This window comes from Erythrobacter sp. THAF29, from assembly GCF_009363635.1.
Lineage (GTDB): Bacteria > Pseudomonadota > Alphaproteobacteria > Sphingomonadales > Sphingomonadaceae > Erythrobacter.
Window position 1 is genome coordinate 1,048,447 of the sequence record NZ_CP045392.1, and the last position, 17,351, is coordinate 1,065,797.

At 60.6% G+C, this 17,351-nt stretch carries 13 protein-coding genes and 1 tRNA gene; 8 read left to right on the forward strand and 6 right to left on the reverse strand.

The genetic code is table 11. The features are described 5' to 3' along the window. The first annotated feature begins 10 nt into the window (after positions 1-10). Positions 11-649: a TetR/AcrR family transcriptional regulator gene (locus FIU90_RS05135; protein WP_152433804.1), complete on the forward strand. Its 639-nt coding sequence runs from the start codon at positions 11-13 to the stop codon at positions 647-649. Positions 650-724: 75 nt separating this feature from the next. Here FIU90_RS05135 and FIU90_RS05140 read toward each other — a convergent pair whose 3' ends face one another. Next, positions 725-3,274: a TonB-dependent receptor gene (locus FIU90_RS05140; protein WP_152433805.1), complete on the reverse strand. Its 2,550-nt coding sequence runs from the start codon at positions 3,272-3,274 to the stop codon at positions 725-727. Positions 3,275-3,522: 248 nt separating this feature from the next. Between FIU90_RS05140 and FIU90_RS05145 the strand changes: the two genes are divergently transcribed. Genes FIU90_RS05145 through FIU90_RS05160 form a run of 4 tightly spaced genes read left to right on the forward strand, consistent with a single transcriptional unit; the run spans position 3,523 to position 8,782 of the window. Further along, positions 3,523-4,518 carry a VOC family protein gene (locus tag FIU90_RS05145; RefSeq protein WP_172970187.1) on the forward strand — a complete coding sequence of 332 codons (996 nt, stop codon included), beginning with the start codon at positions 3,523-3,525 and terminating at the stop codon, positions 4,516-4,518. Between the two features lie 11 nt (positions 4,519-4,529). Further along, positions 4,530-5,288, forward strand: coding sequence for an SDR family NAD(P)-dependent oxidoreductase (locus FIU90_RS05150; RefSeq protein ID WP_152433807.1), 759 nt, complete (start codon positions 4,530-4,532; stop codon positions 5,286-5,288). 30 nt (positions 5,289-5,318) lie between these two features. Beyond that, entirely contained in the window at positions 5,319-7,760 is a 2,442-nt protein-coding gene (locus tag FIU90_RS05155; protein WP_152433808.1) for a PQQ-binding-like beta-propeller repeat protein, read from the forward strand. Next, positions 7,757-8,782, forward strand: a complete 1,026-nt coding sequence (locus FIU90_RS05160) for an alpha/beta fold hydrolase (protein WP_152433809.1) — start codon at positions 7,757-7,759, stop codon at positions 8,780-8,782. The genes FIU90_RS05155 and FIU90_RS05160 overlap by 4 nt, the downstream gene beginning before the upstream one ends. 125 nt (positions 8,783-8,907) lie before the next feature. Here FIU90_RS05160 and FIU90_RS05165 read toward each other — a convergent pair. Together FIU90_RS05165 and sppA are read right to left on the reverse strand one after the other, a co-directional pair. Beyond that, a tRNA-Val gene (locus tag FIU90_RS05165) sits at positions 8,908-8,982 on the reverse strand. Between the two features lie 82 nt (positions 8,983-9,064). Then, a complete protein-coding gene (sppA, locus tag FIU90_RS05170; RefSeq protein ID WP_152433810.1) occupies positions 9,065-10,951 on the reverse strand; it encodes a signal peptide peptidase SppA in 1,887 nt (628 codons plus the stop codon). 122 nt (positions 10,952-11,073) lie between these two features. On the opposite strand from sppA, the gene FIU90_RS05175 reads away from it, so the two are divergent. Together FIU90_RS05175 and FIU90_RS05180 are read left to right on the forward strand one after the other, a co-directional pair. After that, the gene (locus FIU90_RS05175; protein WP_152433811.1) at positions 11,074-12,090 is read left to right on the forward strand and encodes an aspartate carbamoyltransferase catalytic subunit; all 1,017 of its coding nucleotides are present in this window, start codon (positions 11,074-11,076) and stop codon (positions 12,088-12,090) included. After that, positions 12,087-13,316, forward strand: a complete 1,230-nt coding sequence (locus FIU90_RS05180; RefSeq protein ID WP_152433812.1) for a dihydroorotase family protein — start codon at positions 12,087-12,089, stop codon at positions 13,314-13,316. Before FIU90_RS05175 ends, FIU90_RS05180 begins: the two co-directional genes overlap by 4 nt. Positions 13,317-13,439: 123 nt before the next feature. Here FIU90_RS05180 and FIU90_RS05185 read toward each other — a convergent pair whose 3' ends face one another. The 3 genes from FIU90_RS05185 to FIU90_RS05195 are packed head-to-tail and all read right to left on the reverse strand — an operon-like array spanning position 13,440 to position 16,082. Beyond that, positions 13,440-14,762: an SPOR domain-containing protein gene (locus tag FIU90_RS05185; protein WP_172970188.1), complete on the reverse strand. Its 1,323-nt coding sequence runs from the start codon at positions 14,760-14,762 to the stop codon at positions 13,440-13,442. A gap of 41 nt (positions 14,763-14,803) precedes the next feature. After that, on the reverse strand, positions 14,804-15,346 hold the full coding sequence (locus FIU90_RS05190) for a hypothetical protein (RefSeq protein ID WP_152433814.1): 543 nt from the start codon (positions 15,344-15,346) through the stop codon (positions 14,804-14,806). 16 nt (positions 15,347-15,362) lie between these two features. Then, positions 15,363-16,082 (reverse strand): ParA family protein, encoded by a 720-nt coding sequence (locus tag FIU90_RS05195; RefSeq protein WP_152433815.1) that lies wholly within the window; start codon positions 16,080-16,082, stop codon positions 15,363-15,365. A gap of 244 nt (positions 16,083-16,326) precedes the next feature. Between FIU90_RS05195 and FIU90_RS05200 the strand changes: the two genes are divergently transcribed. Next, a complete protein-coding gene (locus tag FIU90_RS05200) occupies positions 16,327-17,331 on the forward strand; it encodes an SPOR domain-containing protein (protein WP_152433816.1) in 1,005 nt (334 codons plus the stop codon). Positions 17,332-17,351 lie beyond the last annotated feature (20 nt).

Here is a 17,351-nt window from a genome sequence, read left to right on the forward strand (position 1 = left end):
GGGGCTGGGAATGACTGAAATAGCGCAGAAGAAACGCACGCGCTTGACGCCGGAGAAGCGCCGGGATCTCATCCTCGACCACGCGGCAGAAATCGTGGCGCGAGAGGGCGTCGCCAATCTCTCGATGGACCAGGTAGGGCGAGAGGCCGGTGTCAGCAAATCGCTCGTCTATAATTACTTCGCAAACTTGAATGAGTTGCTCCGTGCCTTGCTCGAACGCGAACTCAAGCGCTTGCGCCGCGCGCAGCGCGATGCTGCGGAAGCGGCCGAGACTTTCGAAGATCTCGTTCGCGGGGTCACCCATGAATACCTGAACTACATCGACCAGCGCGGCCTGATAATCGAACGATTGCAGTCGGAACCATCCGTAAGCGAAAAACAGAATCCCGCTGATTACAGCCGCGAAGCCGCAGTCGATTATCTCGCCGTCATCGCGGAGAATGTGTTCGATCTGCCGGCCGAAATCGCTCGCGCAACGACCGATATCAGCATTGGCATCCCGTCTGCTGCGGGTGCCTATCTCTTACAGAGGCGTTTGCCACTGGAGGAAGTCGAAGACCTGACCACCACGATGATCATGGGGGTCTTTACCGCGGTCAAATCGGATTACATGGTCAACAAGACCAGGTTGCGTCGCACCGGCGACTGATCTTGCATTGCAAAGAAGAAGAGGGCGGATGGATCACTCCACCCGCCCTCGCTTGATTCAGATCCGAGGAGTATATCAAAATCTGAATCGAACAAGACCGCCATAGGTGCGCGGAAAATTGCGATAGCCATTGAGCGAACCCGCCTGGGCGACCGCCGGGAACACGGTTGTGTTGTAAACCTCGTCTGTGAGGTTGCGGCCCCAGATTGCGAACTCGAGTCCGTTTTCCAGCATGAAACTGATCGTCGCGTTTAGCTGGTTAACCTCGCGGCGGAATTGCGTCAGGCCCTCGGCGATCTGTACGTTGCTCTCATGCAGGAAGTCGGCATGAAAGGTCATGACATGACCGGCATCGAACTCCAGCTCGTAGGTTCCGCCGAATGTCATACTCCATTCCGGAATGCCCGCCGGGCGCCGACCCGAAAGGTCGGTGGGTACCGTCGTGAGCGTAGCCGGATTGAAAGCCGTGCCTCCGACGAAGCTGTCATATTCGGCATCGAGATATGTGATCGCGGCGGTGAAGGTCAGTTCGGGGATCGGGGAAATCGAACTGTCGAACTCGAAGCCACGAACCGATTGCTCTTCCGCGTTGCCGAGCACGAAGCCCGTCCCGGTGAAGACGTTGCCTTGAAACCCCTCGAGCGTCTGGTCGAAAATCGCGAGATTGAATGCGAACCCCTCCCATTGGCCCTTGATGCCGACTTCGTAGACTTCCGCTTCTTCGGGCTCGGCAAAGCGTGTGCCTGTCGAAAGGTTTGTGACCGCAAGTCCTGCATCGCGAATCGGCGATGGAGCAGGGGGCGGCGATTGAAAGGGAGAGCCCGGGATGAAGTCTTCCGGGAAAGGCCGGCTATCAGGTGAAAGGTTGAAAGAAGACGCTTTGAAGCCCGTCGCATAGGTTGCATAGACGCTGAGATTATCAGGAAAGTCATACGACACCCGCAAAGTGTACGACAGGTCGTTGTCTTCGGTTTTGCCGTCCTCAACCGCGTTAGGGAAATTGAGGAAGGGCGGGATGAATTGGAGCCCGCGCAGGGCAAGGAACGGATTGAAGTTCGGATCCGCAGCGACAACCGCCGGAACACCGGCAGCCACGCCCGCCTGGACCAGATCGATGCCGGAAAACACATCGGTGCTGACATTGTTTTGGATCACCGACTTGCGGTCATTGGTGTAGTTGCCGCCCACGGTGAAGGTCAGACCGTCGATGGGCTCGAAATCGAGCTGCCCGAAGATCGAGATTGCCTCGTTGTCGAACAGGAAGTTGGTCATTCGCCCCTGACCCTGTCCGCCGAACGTCCCTGGGGGGATGGTCGGGATGAGGAAACGCAGGGTCGGCTCGAGGGAGCTGTAGGCACCGCCGGTCAACAGATCGGCATATCCTTTGAAGTCCGCTCCGTATTCGAGCGCGCCATTCGTTTCAATATCTTCCTTGAACAGGAAACCGCCAATGAGGAAATTCAACGGCCCGTCAAAGTCCGAGGCCGCACGCAATTCGAGCGTATATGTGTCGATCGTGCCGCGGCCCTCGCTTCGCTGGACGATATCGGCACTGGTAAAATCGATGTCCTGGTCTGCGAAAGAGTCCACCTTGCGATAGGAGCCAATCGCCGTAACGTCGATCGCCCCTACGGCCCAATCTGCCTGGAGAGAAAAGCCGTAATTCTCGATCTCGTTCTCGGACACGAAATTTAGAGCATTGGTTGTGCCAAACCTGTCGTTTGAGATGATCTGGCCGCCAAGAGCGCGGATTGCGTTGCCGGTAGGACCGTCGACGATATTGACCACCGAACAGCAGTTTTCGTCGATCTTGTCGTAATCGGCAATGAAGCGGAAGCTGAGGTCGGTGCTCGGCTCAAAAAGCAGTTGTCCGCGCACACCCCAGCGATTGCGTTCGTTGTTGTCTGTACCGAGATTGATGTCCTCGACGTAGCCATCACGCTGATTGATATTGCCCGAGACGCTGAACGCTACGGTTTCGCTGAGCGGGCCTGTCAGGTCAGCTCGCGCCACGATAGCGTTGAAATTGCCGTAGGAAATCTCTGCCGACCCACCGAATTCGAATTGCGGAGGCCGTGTGACGATGCTGATGATACCGGCCGATGCGTTCTTGCCGAACAGCGTCGATTGAGGGCCGCGTAGAACCTCGACCCGCTGCAGATTTGGAAGATCGCCGATCTGTGCTGCAGAACGCGAGCGATAGACCCCGTCGATGAATACACCGACGGACGGTTCTATGCCGGCGTTATTTGCGCCGTTGCCGAAGCCGCGGATTATGAAGTTGGTGTTGGCGGAACTCTGTAGTTGGTTGACTCGAAGGGATGGCACGAGCGTTTGAAGGTCGAGCAGGTCGCGCGCCTGGGAATTCTCGATCTGCTCGGCTCCCGTCACCGAAACCGCAATCGGTGTTTCCTGAAGCGTAGTCTCGCGCTTCGACGCGGTAACGACGATGACATTGCCGGGCGTTTCGGGGCCGGGCGTTTCGGAGCCGGGCGTTTCGGATTCGCTTTCAGACGCGTTTTCTGCCTCGCTATTCTGCGCGAAAACCTGCGTCGGAACAGCGAGCGCAGCGAATGCAGTCGTACAGAGCGCGAGACGGCGCACCTCTGATTTCATATTTTTCATGTTTTCCCTCACCCTGACTTTATCGTTTGCCGATGGGATATCTCATGTTGTAGCATCCGTCAATAAAGTGAGTTACCGCCCTTGATTTATGCGGCTGATGACGAATTCAAGGTGCTCCTATTGACTAAAATTACAACAAATGCGATTGCGTTGGCCCATTGGTTTTCGGGTTTGCAGAGAGGGTGTCCGGGATGATCAGAAGCGTGCTCGCGCTTGCTGCTGTTTTCGCGTTGTCAGGTTGTGGCTTGATGGGAAGTGCGCCGGAGCAGGAACTCGATGACTTGATTGTCGGTGTTCATTACGTTGGTATCACTGTCCCCGACGTCGAGGATTCCGGCCGATTTTACGAAGCGGCATTTGACGTAAGGCGCATGGGTGAAAGCGAGCTTTCATTGGCCGGTATGCCTGCAGATCTACGGCCTGAGGGTGCGGAACAGGCCCGTTCGCTTCTTCTACGCAGCCCCAACGCGCAGGTTCGACTGATGTCGTTCGAAGGCCAGGACTACTCGGCTCCGCGGGACATATCGGCAGTCCCGGTGCAAGGCCCAGGCATCATACACGTCTGCTTCCAGGCCATCGAAGAGATGGGTGCTTACGCCCGTGCGATTGCAGCAGGTGCATCGACAATCGGAGACCCTGAACCGGTCGCGTTGAGCAGTCGCAATCCAGTAAAGTACGGCTACATCACCGACGCGAATGGCATCGTTACCGAGGTGGAGGAAGTCGACGTCTCGCAGCTCGATCTGCCGGAGCCGCCGAAAAATCCGATCCGAATGCGTCATGTGGCGTTTGCCACCCCGGATCTGGATCGGATGGTTTCCTTTTGGTCTGCATTCCTTGGCGATCAGGAGCCACGGCGTATCGGGAGCTGGTTCAGTATCTCGGGCGAAAATGTCGACGCCGTCTCCGGAATTCCCGGCAGCGAGATCGAAATGGCGTGGTTCCAACTGCGCAACCTGGAAATCGAGATCGCGCAGTACCACAGCCATCCGACCAAGCTACCGGAGACACCCCGGCCACTCGATGCGCCCGGGTACAATATGGTCGTCTTCGACGTGACCGACCTGAACGCGGCTCAAGACCGGCTGCTTGAGGCAGGCGGCACCCTGATCGAAGGGACCGGTTCGCTCGATGGAGCGACAATCATCTTCGGGCGCGACCCTGATGGCAACCTGATCGGCCTGCAATCCCTTCCGAAAAGCTCGATCTATTCGGCCAAGAATTTCGCCGATCAAGGTATCTGAGAGGAATTCTGATGTTTGATCTCACTGGTACGGTTGCGCTCGTGACCGGCGGAAACGGCGGCTTGGGCCTCGCCTATGGCCGCGGTCTCGTGAAGGCGGGCGCAAAGGTCGCCGTGTGGGGGCGCAAAGAGGACAAGAATGCTGCTGCCGTTGCCGAATTGCGCGGGCTGGGAGGTGAAGTCGAAGCCTGGGTTTGTGATGTCACCGACGAAGAAGAGGTCAACGCCCGGTTGGCAGAAACGCTGGAGCGATTCGGGCACGTGGACAGCGTTTTCGCCAACGCAGGCGGGGGCGGCTTTCGGGGCGCTTCGCACAAAACCAGCCGTGAAGACTGGCTTGGCACTATCGATCTGAACCTGATGAGTGTGGTCCACACCTTCTCAGCCGCGACGGCGCACATGCTGGAACGAAAAAAGGGCGGGCGGTTGATTGTTACGTCATCTGTCGCAGCGCTGATCGGTACTGGTGGAGCCGCAGGCTATTCGACCACGAAAGCGGCGGTCGTTGGTCTGGTTCAGGCGCTCGCGGTCGAATTGGGTACGGCCGGCATTCGGGCAAACGCGATACTGCCTGGCTTTATCGAAACAGAGATGTCGCTCGATACGACGCAAGCTTTTCAGGATGCAGCCCGCCGTAGATCGGCAATCGGTCGAATTGGAACGCTTGAAGACATGGAGGGTCCTGCAGTCTTCCTTGCATCCAGAGAAAGCGATTTCATGACCGGGCGCTGCCTCATTCTCGATGGTGGCCACACCATCCACCCGATGTAGGGTATCCGACGCGGCGCGGGAGAAGATCGCATGCGGACCATCGTTCATTGGGCGTTTGTCGTCCTGCTCTTCCTGATCGGGCTGCTCCTGACGGTTCCGGGTGGCTTCCTGATCTACCTTGGCGGTAGCCCTTACTATCTGATCGCAGGCGCGATGACGCTGACCGTGGCGTGGTTCACCTCTCGCCGGTCTCCCCGCGCGGTGCAGGCCTTCGCAGCGATCCTCATAGGAACGGTAGTCTGGTCGCTATATGAGGCAGGGTTCGATCTGTTCGCCTTGCTGCCACGGCTCGCCGCTTGGATGGTGCTCGGGACCTACTTTCTCACGCCTTGGTATCGCACCTCGCTCAAACCTCAGGAAGCGGAGCAGGCGCCTACCCCCAATCGTTGGCTTATTGGCGGTCCGATTGTCGCCGGATTGGTGCTGATCGGTGTTTCAGCGTTGCAGGGCTATGAGCGCAATGGCACCGGTACCGTGCGAGGGACCATTTCTGCCGCCGCAGGCGGAGACTGGGTCCACTATGGAAACGATGTCGGAGGCTCCCGCTTTGCCACGCTCGACCAGATCAATCCGGAGACAATTTCGGGATTGCAGGAGGTCTGGCGTTACCGGACAGGAGTCGAGGAGGATTTCAAGGCAACACCGCTCGCCATCGATGGACGGCTTTTTCTATGCGCCGCCGCTAATGTCGTGATCGCTCTCGACGGAGCTACTGGCGAGGAGCTTTGGCGATTCGATCCGGAACTCGAACCGCTCGCGGAACATCAATATGCGATCACGTGTCGCGGCGTTGCTTATCACAGAGCACCTCCCGAATATGCCGGGCCGTGCCCGAGACGGATTGTCACCGCGACGATCAACGCGAGCCTGATCGCGCTCGATGCCGAAACCGGCGAATTGTGTGAGGGCTTCGGCGCTGGTGGCATGGTAGACCTGCGCGAAGGCATGGGGGAACATCTCCCCGGTGATTACTATCACACTTCACCGCCAACCGTGGCCGGGGGCAAACTGGTCGTAGGCGGATTAGTCAATGACCGGCAAGATCTGGGGCTGCCATCGGGAGTGGTTCGGGCCTTCGACGCCATCACCGGCGAACTCGCCTGGGCGTGGGATCTTGGGAACCCGGACAATCGCGGCCTGCCTGCCGAAGGAGAGCGCTACACGCCGGGAACGCCGAATGTCTGGTCGATCATGAGCTACGATCCGGAACTGGACCTCGTCTTTGCGCCGACGGGAAATGCCAATCCGGATTACTTTGGCGGGGTCCGCCGCGACTTCGATGACCGCTATTCTTCGGCGGTCGTGGCTATCGACGCATCGACAGGCGAAGAACGCTGGACATTCCAGACCGTTCGCCACGATATCTGGGATTACGATGTTCCCGCACAGCCCGTGCTGGTCGATGTCGAGCGAGGCGGCGAGCGCGTACCCTCGATCGTGATCCCCACGAAGATGGGCGAACTTTTCCTGCTCGATCGCCGCGATGGCAAACCTGTTTATCCGATCCAAGACCGGCCCGTCGCACAGGATCCCGAATTGGGCGAGTACCTCTCCGACACTCAGCCATTTTCGCCTCTGCCGAATTTCCACCCCTATCGGTTCGAGAAGGATATGTGGGGACTCACGCCGATCGACCAGATGGTCTGCCGGATCGAATACCGGATGATGCGATACGAGGGGATGTATACGCCTCCCACGCGCGCAGGCACACTGATTGCACCCGGTAATTTCGGCGGGTTCAACTGGGGTAGCGTGTCAGTCGATGCGGACAATGGCCTGCTGATTGCGGCCCCTATGCTGCTCGCACACCGCTTATTGCTGGTGACGCCGGAGCAGGTGGCAGAGGCCGGTCCGCAAGCGGCTTTGCTGCTTGGTGAGGAGCACCCGGCGGTGCGCATGACTCCCGATGCACAGGCCCCGCGAACGGATCCCGATGATCCGTATAATTACAATCAGATTGCATATTACGGATTGCCCATGCCGTTTATGTCGCGCCTGGGAACCGCCATACCGTGTTTCGAGCCGCCATGGTCGAGGATTGCGGTCATCGATCTCAATACCAAGGAACTTCTCTGGAGGCGACCGGCAGGTGATATGCGCAATTCCGGCCCGTTCGGGCTACGCAGTGGCCTTCCGATCGATGTCGGGACAGCGGTCCGCGCCGGAACGATGACGACGCGCGGCGGCCTGACATTCCTCAGTTCCACGATGGATAGCAGCGTGCGCGCGTTCGATGTGCGCACCGGAGAGGAGAAGTGGGCGTCAGACCTTCCTGGCAATGGACAGTCGACGCCCATGACTTTCACCGATCGCAACGGTCGCCAGTTTCTCGTCGTAACCGTTCCCAATCCCAGCTGGATCTATCCCCGTGATCCTTCGACCGGGAAGTATCTCGACTCGGCGACGCAACGTGATGGTCAGGGCGGATACGTTATCGCCTATGCGCTGCCTCAAACCGGGATCGAAGAATGAAGCGCGCCGGCCAAGCCGCCTTCGTCTTGATCCTTGGTCTGGCGCTCGCCGGAGTCACCTTGATGATGTGGAGCGAGAGCGAACCGGCGGGTTGCGCGGTAGGGCGGGACCCTGCCGTCACGCTTGCCAATAAGCGCGCTGGAGAGGGCAAGCCCTACCGCGACTGGTGCCACGAGTTCGATGGCAACCGTCTCCATGTCGTTGCGGCGGGTGAGGGTGACACAGTGATCTTCATCCATGGCTTCCCCACGACTTGGTATTCGCTTTCCAGGCAGATGGAGCATTTGCGAGCAAACTATCGCGTCGTGGCGATTGACGGGCTTGGCGCGGGAATGTCTGACGCTCCGGCAGACCCTGCCGAGTACAAGCTCGCCGCGATGGCAGAGCATCTGGATGCCCTGATTTCGGACTTGGGAGGCGACCGGGTTCATCTTGTCGGCCACGACTGGGGTGCAGCCTTCGCAGGCGCCTACGCTCAAAGTCGGCCCGACCGCGTCCGTACTGTCACGATCATGAGCGCACCGCCCCAGAATATTGCCGTGCGAATGCTTGAAATCTCAGAGAAGCAACGTGAAATCTCGCAATATGTCGAGCGTTTGAAGTCGGCCACTCCTGCACTTGCATTGCTATCGGGTGCCAGAGGTCGCATCGCGAGCGGTCCTCAAAACCACTTCGAAGCTGGTCGAATTTCTGCGGAAGAAGCCCAAGTCCTGAAGGAAGGATCGTCCGATCTTCGAAGGATCAATCGCCATATCAACTGGTATCGCGCCAACCTTCCATCGCCTGACGCGATCTCCGACGAGGATTTTTGGCCATCGCGAAATGCGACATTGGACGTACCGACGCTGCTGGTCTGGGGCGAGGATGACACCGTGTTCGATCCGGCATTCATCGAATTGCTCGACCGATCAACCCAGACCCTGACAATCCTTCGCCTCGAAGGTGTGGGTCATGCGCCGCAGTTCGAAGCGACCGACGCGGTGAGCGAGGCTATCGGGACCCATATCGGAAAGGTTCCCTGACAACGACGTGGTTGTGGAGCCGGCAAGGACCGATCGCGCGAATCCTCCTCAGAAACGCAAAACAGCCACCGGCTCCGCGCAAATCCATGGACAGCGCGAAGGGTCTGAAGCGGTGTTGCAAGAGGTGGTGGGCGCGGCAAGGATTGAACTTGCGACCCCACCCGTGTGAAGGGTGTGCTCTACCACTGAGCTACGCGCCCGCCCTTTTCGGTCCCCGATGGGCAGGGGCGCGCATCTACTTCGCGGCAACCGCCTTGGCAAGTGCCCTTGGCACTCTTCGCGCTACTTCGAGAGGATTGCGCGGAATACCTCGATCAAGCCTGCGGTACTCTTTGCGCTGGTCGGGCGGGGCTGAACCGGACATTCGAGACAATAGGCCTGCACACCGCCTTTGCCTAGCAGTAGCTCAGCATCCACCGCCAGGCGCGAAAGCATGGCTTCGCGGTTGTAGGAGGCGCGGCCGAGCAAGTCTGCGCTGCGTGCTTCGTCCGCCGAAGAATCGCCGACCATCTGGCGGATGAGTGAATCGTAATTTGGTCTCTTCGATCCGAGGAAGCGCGGGCTCCAGCCGTCCTCTTCGAGGCCGGCTTCGCTTGCAACCCATTCGAGCGCTTCTTCGAGCCCGCCGAATTGGTCGACGAGCTCGCGTTGGCGCGCCGTTCCGCCGTCCCACACACGGCCCTGCGCAATTGCGTCGATCTGCTCGGCCGATTTTCCGCGCGATTTCGACACGCGTTCGAGGAAGTCCGTGTAGGTGTCGGTGATCGATGCCTGAATGATGGTGTCGACCTCGGGCGTCAGTCCGCCGATGAGGTCGGGTTGTCCGGAAAGCGGCGTTGTGCGGAAGCCATCGGCGTTGACTCCGATTTCGGCCGTGGCGTCCTCGAATGTCGGCAACACGGCAAAGACGCCGATAGAGCCGGTAATCGTTTCCGGCTGGGCGAAGATGCGGTCACCCGCGGTCGCTACCCAATAGCCGCCGCTTGCGGCCACGTTTGCAAACGAAATTGCAACCGGGATGTCCTTCGCCCGGAAACGCTCGATCGCCCGGCGGATTTCTTCGGACGCGGTCACCGAGCCGCCCGGTGAATCCACGCGCACGACAAGGCCCGCGAGTTCGTCATCGAGCGCTTCGTCGAGCAGTTTTGCGATGCGTTCGCCGCCCGCCGTGCCCGGTCCTGCATCGCCGTCCACGATAGTACCGGCGACAGTTACGACGCCGATCTTCTTGCCGCCCGAGCGCGCGCTGCTTCCGACGTCTGCGAGATAAGGTTCAAAGTCGCTCTTGGCATAGGCACCGGGGAGATCGCTCCAGCTGTCTTCACCCACGACTTCTGCCACGCGCTCGCCGAATTCGACTTTGTCGCCGAGCCGGTCGACCAGTCCCGCAGCAAGTGCTGCTTCGGCCAGGTCGCCTCCGCTTTCTTCGATCCAAGCGACCGGATCGCCGGTTATCCTGTCGAATTCAATCGAAGGACGCGCAGTGGTGACGTTGGCTTTGTATTCTTCCCATAACGCACCATAGAGCGCGGAGATGTTCTCGCGCGCCTCTTCGGACATCGAGCTGCGCGAAAAGGGTTCGACTGCGGCCTTGAACTCGCCGACGCGATAGATGCGAGCGTTTACGTTCAGCCGGTCGAGCAGGTCGGCGAAATACAGGTTGCTGCCGCCGGGTCCTGCGATGAGTGCACCGCCCAGCGGGTCGGCCCAGACCTCGCTGGCATGTGCGGCGAGGTGCATGTGATCGTCGCCATAGGCGAGTGCATAGGTGAAGACGGGTTTTTCCGCCTTGCGCACCCGGTCCATCGCCTCCCCGATTTCCTGCATGTGGACCTGTCCCCCGCCTATGAATGCGGAAAGATCCATGACTACGGCTTTCACGCGGTCATCGCTTGCGGCGGAGTCGAGTACACGCACGAGATCGCGGGCCTGATATTCCATCGGCGGTGCCTCGCCCGCGAGCAGAGTTGCGAAAGGATCGACGGGCGCGCGTTCTTCGACCACATATCCCGACATGTCGATGTAAAGCGCGCCGTCGCGCACCTGGCCGGGATTGGGGCTGGCCGAAAGAATGCTGAACAACGCGACGAAAAACAGCAGCATGAACAACAGGACAAGCCCGTCCTTTATGCCTACCAGGATCTTCCAGACCTTGCCGACGAAACTCATGCCTCTTCCTTGCAACCTGTTGCTTGCGACCAAGCTAGGCGCTGCAAGCTCAAAATTCCATTGAGAACCACGCAAGCAATGGGTTGAGCCGCCGACACGCCTCGACTAAGGGCGTTGCTTTAATGACAGCTTCGGATTCTTCATCGGCGAACGACCGCTTTCCGGCGGGCCGTCTTGCCTTTCCGCATCGCGACCTCACCGGGATTGCCCAGCTTGAGCGGCATGAAATCCTGTATCTGCTCGACCAGGCAGAGCAGTGGGTTAAGCTCAATCGCCAAAGCACCAAACATGCAGGGCTGCTCGCAGGCCTGACGATTATCAACGCATTCTTCGAGAATTCGACACGGACGCTGCTTTCTTTCGAGATCGCAGGAAAGCGGCTCGGCGCGGACGTCGTCAACATGCATGCAGCGCAGTCGAGCGTGAAGAAAGGCGAGACACTGATCGATACCGCGATCACGCTGAACGCGATGCGCGCCGATGCGATCGTCATCCGGCACGGTTCGAGCGGCGCGACGCAGCTGATCGCCGACAAGGTCGATTGCCCTGTGCTCAATGCGGGCGACGGGAGCCACGAGCACCCAACGCAAGCGCTGCTCGATGCGCTGGCGCTGCGGCACAAGCTGCGCGAGCGTGGCGACGACGCGGAAGACTTTACCGGCCTCACGGTCACGATCTGCGGCGATATCCTGCACAGCCGCGTCGCTCGTTCGAATATCCTTTGCCTGCAGGCTTTGGGCGCGAGCGTCAGGGTGTGCGCACCGCCGGCCCTGATGCCGGCCGGGATCGAAGCGATGGGGACGAAGCCCTTCAACAGGTTCGATGCCGCGCTCGAAGACGCGGACGTCGTGATGATGCTGCGGCTTCAGTCGGAGCGCATGGCAGGGCAGTTCATTCCATCTGCGCGTGAGTATCACCATCTCTATGGCCTTACGAAGGCGCGACTGGAACATGCCAAGGATGACGCGATCGTGATGCACCCGGGGCCGATGAACCGCGGTATCGAGATCGACAGTGAAGTCGCCGATATGCTCGACCGTTCGATCATCACCCAGCAGGTGGAGATGGGGGTCGCAATTCGCATGGCCTGCCTCGATATCCTCACCCGTAAGGCGCGCGGCGTGGAGGGGTGGGAATGAAGCAGGCAAAGCCCATTACCATCACGGGGGGCACGCTGGTCACGTTGGACGGTGCCGAAGAAGGCAATATTCGGCTGGAAAATGGCCGGATCGCCTCGGTCGGCAAGAATGCCGCGCCTGAAAAAGGCGATGAGGTGATCAATGCGACGGGCAAGCTCGTCGCTCCCGGCCTCGTCGATTTCGGTGTTTTCTCTATCGACAAGCCCGCTTTTCACTTCGGGGGCATTACTCGTGCCGCGCTGATGCCCGACCAGTCGCCACCGCTCGATTATCCGAGCCGGGTGAACTTCATCGCCAAAAGCGGGAAGCCGGATCTCTGGGTCCATCCGCTCGCGGCTGCAACCTCGGGCCTCGCTGGTAAGCAACTCGCCGAGATTGCCTTGATGAAGGAGGCTGGCGCGAGGGGCGTGGCGACAGGTCGGCGGTGGATTGCCGATAGCGGCACCATGCTGCGCCTGTTGCAGTACGCCGCAATGCTCGATCTCGTTGTGGTCTCGCATCCGGAAGACACCGGACTCACAGGAGATGCTGCCGCAACAGCGGGTGAGATCGCGACGCGCCTTGGACTGCCGAGCGCGCCTGCCGAGGCCGAGGCTCTTGCGATCGCGCGCGACATAACGCTTGCCGATATGTGCGGTGCACGCGTCCATTTTCGACAAGTCACGACGGCGCGGGGCTTCGATCTCGTGCGAGAGGCCAAGGCGCGCGGGGTCAACGTTACCTGCGGGATCACGCCTGCGCATTTCATGCTGTCCGACCTCGCAACCGCCGACTTCCGCACTTTCACACGTCTTTCGCCGCCCCTGCGCAGCGAGGCCGACCGGCAAGCGGCGCTCGCCGCTATGGGTGATGGCACAGTCGATGTTGTTTCAAGCGGCCACGATCCGCGCGGCCCGGAAGGCAAGCGCCTGCCGTTCTCCGATGCCGAACCTGGCATGGCCGGGGCCGAGACTCTTCTGGCGATGACGTTACAGCTGGTACGCGATGAGGTGATCGACATAGCGCGTGCATTCGACTTGCTAGCGCGCAATCCGGCAATACTGCTCGGCGTCGACGCCGGCATGCTGGTCACGGGTCACGAGGCGGACATTGCCATCATCGATCCCGACGCGCCCTGGTTCATCGACCGTACCAGGATGAGCGCGACCGCGGATAACACTCCTTTCGACCGGCACGGCGTGCAGGGCAGGGTGACCGCGCTCTACAAGGGCGGCGTGCGGATATAGCTCAGTCTAGGACGGGCCAATCGGCGGGGTAGCGAGGACATTGCAGCCCGGATGGGCTGTGCACAAAAAACGCCCCCGGAGTCGAGGCTCCGGGGGGCAGTCTCGCTGAAGATCTTGAACCTGTTAGCGGTTGCGCGCTGCGAGGCGTACACCGCGATCGACCGCGCCCTTGGGCGGGTTCGAAGCGGCATAGGCAAAACATCCCACGCCGCCGCGTTTCGCGATCGAGCACATGTCGAGCGCGCTCGACTTGCCGAAACCGGCAGCCGCGACGCGGTAGAAAGTGCGACCGTTCACGTTCGCTTCCGTGATAACGACGTCGCGACCTTTCAATTGCGGGAACTTGCGCTGAAGCCGGTCCCACTTGGCCTCTGCAACGGCACGGCTGTCGAAGCTGCCGAGTTGGACGAGGTGCGTGGCCGACGCGCCGCTCGCAATTGCCATGCGGCGCTGCGAGGTGCTCTTGGCAACGCGGGTCGGAGCCGGTTTCGCAGCGGGCTTGGCCACCGGAACCTTCTGAACGACCGCATTTGAAATATAGCGGATTGCGGCAGGCTTTGCGGCCGGCTCGGCTTTTGGAGCGGCAGCTACGGCGGGAGTCGCTGCGGGCTGGGCGCCAAAGGCAAGAGCTTCGGTTTCACTCGGTTCGGCGGCGCCCTCGGCAACTTCGACCGGTGCCTGCGCTTCGGCTTCCGCAACCATCATGCCGTGGCTCGGGAAGTTGGCGAGCGCGAGATATTGCGGCTGGCCGCTATCGCCAGTCGGCGTTACGTTGAGCAGGCCTGCAACGCGGACCTGGAAATCTTCCGGGCGCGAGGTTTCCGCCCAGCTCGAGAGACGTTCGTCGATCTGGTCGGCGGGCACGTCTTCCATCGCCATCACGCGGGCAGCGCGCCAGTTTCCGGCGAGCGCATAGGTGTAGGCGAGATTCTGGCGGACCTTTGCGGTGTTCTGGCCACCACGAAGCGTATTCGTGAGGATGTGTACGCCGCGTTCGGGATTTCCAGCGAGCGCATAGGCGAGTCCGATATCGGCGGGGTTGATCGCGTTTTCCCACTCGGTGAGCTTGGCGAGCGCAGCGTCGTTATCACCCAGAGCCGTCTGTGCGAGCGCATAGCTCAGGACGGTGCGCGGATCTTCGTCACCCAGTTCGAGCGCGTCGTTAAAACTGGTTGCAGCCGATTGAAAACGGCCCGCTTCGAGATAGGCAGCACCGAGCAGCGCACGGAATCCGGGATTGCGCGGTTCTGCCAGTACGGCGGCTTCTGCATGGGTGATCGCCTTGGTGATCTGCCCTTTTTCAAGAGCGACCTGTGCTTTCGCGAAGGACGTTTCCGCCGGTGCCGCCGAAGTCGTGCAGCCCGAAAGGGCGACACTGGCAATCGCCGTGGTCATGATGAGGCCGATCTTCGGCGCGTTCATGCGGCTTTCGTTGCTGGTGTCCATCGTCATATCCCCTGTGTCGTATCGCTCTTGGATATCGGTCTTCAGTCGCGTTTCATGCGCTCGGCGAGCGCATCGAGTTCTTCGAATTGATCAAGCAGCGCATCGAGTGCTTCGGTCACCAGTGCCTGTGCGCTGACGCCTTTCATCGTTGTCGCGAGCCGGAGCTTCAGGTGCCGCTCGGCATCGAGACGCAGCGTAAATGCAGCGCGCTTGCCTTTTTTCGCGCCGGCCTTTGTTTTCTTCGGCTTTGCCTCGTCCGCAGCGGGCAGGGCCGCATCGGCCAGTACGCGTTCGGACAGGCTTTTCTGCTGGCGACGAACGACAGGGCTGGCATTGTCGCCAACGTCTTCGTTCGCTGCTTTTCCGGTAATCGAGACGACATCTGCGCTTTCCTTTTCGGTCGACGCGCCGTCTTCCGAGCCCATGTCGTTCCAGCCGAGATCCTCAAGCTGGTCTTCCGCGAGCGCTCCCACGGCCGCAGGATCCTGCGGCAGGGGTGCGAGCTGCGGACGCATGGCAGGCTTTGCGCCGCCCTTGCGAGCGAGCAATGCCGGGTTCAGCGAGGCAAAGCTTGCTTCGGACATTGCGCGGTGCCCCCTCTTACTGGGCCACCCGGCGACCGAAGCCACCGGCAGGACGCGGCGCACCGCCAACAGCCTGGGCCTGCGTGCCCGGCGCGGCAAAGACGGTCCGGCGGAAGTTCTTTTCGAGACGGTCCGATATGTATTTCCAGAGCGCTGTAATTTCCGCAGCGCTGCGACCTTCGGGCTCGACTTCCATCACGGTGCGACCGTCGATCATCGAGGCCGCGAAATCGGTGCGGTGGTGCAGGGTGATCGGCGCAACCGTTCCGTGCTGCGAGAGCGCGACGGCTGCTTCCGAAGTAATCTTGGCTTTCGGCGTAGCTGCGTTCACGACAAACACCAGCGGCTTTCCAGCACGCTCGCACAGGTCCACCGTCGCGCCCACGGCGCGCAGATCGTGCGGGCTGGGTCGAGTCGGAACGACGATGAGTTCGGCCACGCTTATCACCGACTGGATAGCCATGGTGATTGCGGGCGGAGTGTCGATCACAGCAAGCTTGAAACCTTGCTGCCGAAGGACGGCAAGGTCATTTGCGAGCCGCGAAACGGTGGTCTGCGCGAAAGCGGGATACTCCGCCTCACGCTCGTTCCACCAATCTGCGAGCGAACCCTGCGGGTCGATGTCGATCAATACGACCGGGCCAGCACCTGCGCGCTGAGCCTGGACGGCAAGGTGTCCGGACAGGGTCGTTTTCCCCGATCCGCCTTTCTGCGATGCCAAAGCGAGTACACGCAACGCCTGGTCCCCCTGGTTTGAACCTTCTCAAAAGCCGCTCGATTGCGGCGTGATGTTCATGGGATCGCAGGATACCCCTAATTTTGGGTTAACAGGCTCCAAGCCCCGGATGCGCAAGGAGGCAGAAATTCGACAGCATGGTCCGGCAAGGAATTCCTAACTCCTCTTTGACTATAAGCGCGCTCAGACAGATTAATGCCGGGTTGCTTGCGCGCCCGGCCGATCGAACAGGAGCGTATTGCACATGGCAAACCGCAATGAAGGTCGCACTGCCAGCCCGGCCGGCACGATTCGCGCAGCTACTGTCGCGGGGATTGCGGCAATCACCTTGCTCGCCGGCCCTGCGCTCGCGGACGTCAAGGCCGGGGTCGATGCGTGGAGCTCGGGTGATTTTGCGCGCGCGGTCGCGGAATGGAAGGAACCCGCTGCATCCGGTGACGCCGATGCGCAGTTCAATCTTGCGCAGGCCTATCGACTGGGGCGCGGTGTCGAAGCGGATATTGCCCGCGCCAAGGAGCTCTACGCCGAAGCCGCGCAGAATGGCCACGCGAAGGCCGCCGACAATTATGGGTTGCTTCTGTTCCAGCAGGGTGAGCAGGACAAGGCGATGCCGTTGATCCGCGCCGCTGCCGAACGCGGTGATCCGCGCGCGCAGTATATTCTGGGCCTCGCTCACTTCAATGCCGACTATGCCGAGAAGGACTGGGTCCGGGCCTACGCGCTTATGACCCTGTCGCAGGCGCAAGGCTTGCCGCAGGCTGCAAATGCACTGTCGGAGATGGACAGATATGTCCCTCAAAAGCAGCGCCAGATCGCGCAGTCGCTCGCGCGCGATATCGAGAGCGAAGCTACCCGCCGCCGCTCGGCGGAACTCGCCGCGCTTGACCTTGGCTCGAAATCACAAGCGCAGATGCAGCTAGCGACTGCAGCGCCTTCAACGCCTGCTGTCGCGCCCACCCGCGTCGCGGCCGGCAGCGCTCCACAACCCGCAGCACCTACGCCCGCCGCACCTCGTGTCGTCAGCGAATGGAAAGTCCAGCTGGGCGCTTTCGGTGTCGCAGGCAATGCCGACCGGCTCTGGCAAAAGCTGTCGGCAACCCCGGCGCTAAGCGGCACCAGCAAGGTCCTCGTTCCGACCGGCAAGGTGACCAAATTGCAGGCGAAGGGCTTTGCCAGCAAGGCCGAAGCGCAATCGGCTTGCGCACAGCTCAAGCGTCAGGGTCAGGGCTGCCTCGTCACAAAAAGCTGATCCCGGCGGGCAAAGACCTC

What these genes read in the sequence shown, in the direction of transcription:
- FIU90_RS05140 (WP_152433805.1), bottom strand. Translation starts at nt 3,274, where the DNA reads ATGAAAAATATGAAATCAGAGGTGCGCCGTCTCGCGCTCTGTACGACT.
- FIU90_RS05145 (WP_172970187.1), top strand. Translation starts at nt 3,523, where the DNA reads ATGGGAAGTGCGCCGGAGCAGGAACTCGATGACTTGATTGTCGGTGTT.
- FIU90_RS05175 (WP_152433811.1), top strand. Translation starts at nt 11,074, where the DNA reads ATGACAGCTTCGGATTCTTCATCGGCGAACGACCGCTTTCCGGCGGGC.
- FIU90_RS05150 (WP_152433807.1), top strand. Translation starts at nt 4,530, where the DNA reads ATGTTTGATCTCACTGGTACGGTTGCGCTCGTGACCGGCGGAAACGGC.
- FIU90_RS05180 (WP_152433812.1), top strand. Translation starts at nt 12,087, where the DNA reads ATGAAGCAGGCAAAGCCCATTACCATCACGGGGGGCACGCTGGTCACG.
- FIU90_RS05160 (WP_152433809.1), top strand. Translation starts at nt 7,757, where the DNA reads ATGAAGCGCGCCGGCCAAGCCGCCTTCGTCTTGATCCTTGGTCTGGCG.
- FIU90_RS05190 (WP_152433814.1), bottom strand. Translation starts at nt 15,346, where the DNA reads ATGTCCGAAGCAAGCTTTGCCTCGCTGAACCCGGCATTGCTCGCTCGC.
- FIU90_RS05135 (WP_152433804.1), top strand. Translation starts at nt 11, where the DNA reads ATGACTGAAATAGCGCAGAAGAAACGCACGCGCTTGACGCCGGAGAAG.
- FIU90_RS05155 (WP_152433808.1), top strand. Translation starts at nt 5,319, where the DNA reads ATGCGGACCATCGTTCATTGGGCGTTTGTCGTCCTGCTCTTCCTGATC.
- FIU90_RS05185 (WP_172970188.1), bottom strand. Translation starts at nt 14,762, where the DNA reads ATGGACACCAGCAACGAAAGCCGCATGAACGCGCCGAAGATCGGCCTC.
- FIU90_RS05200 (WP_152433816.1), top strand. Translation starts at nt 16,327, where the DNA reads ATGGCAAACCGCAATGAAGGTCGCACTGCCAGCCCGGCCGGCACGATT.
- sppA (WP_152433810.1), bottom strand. Translation starts at nt 10,951, where the DNA reads ATGAGTTTCGTCGGCAAGGTCTGGAAGATCCTGGTAGGCATAAAGGAC.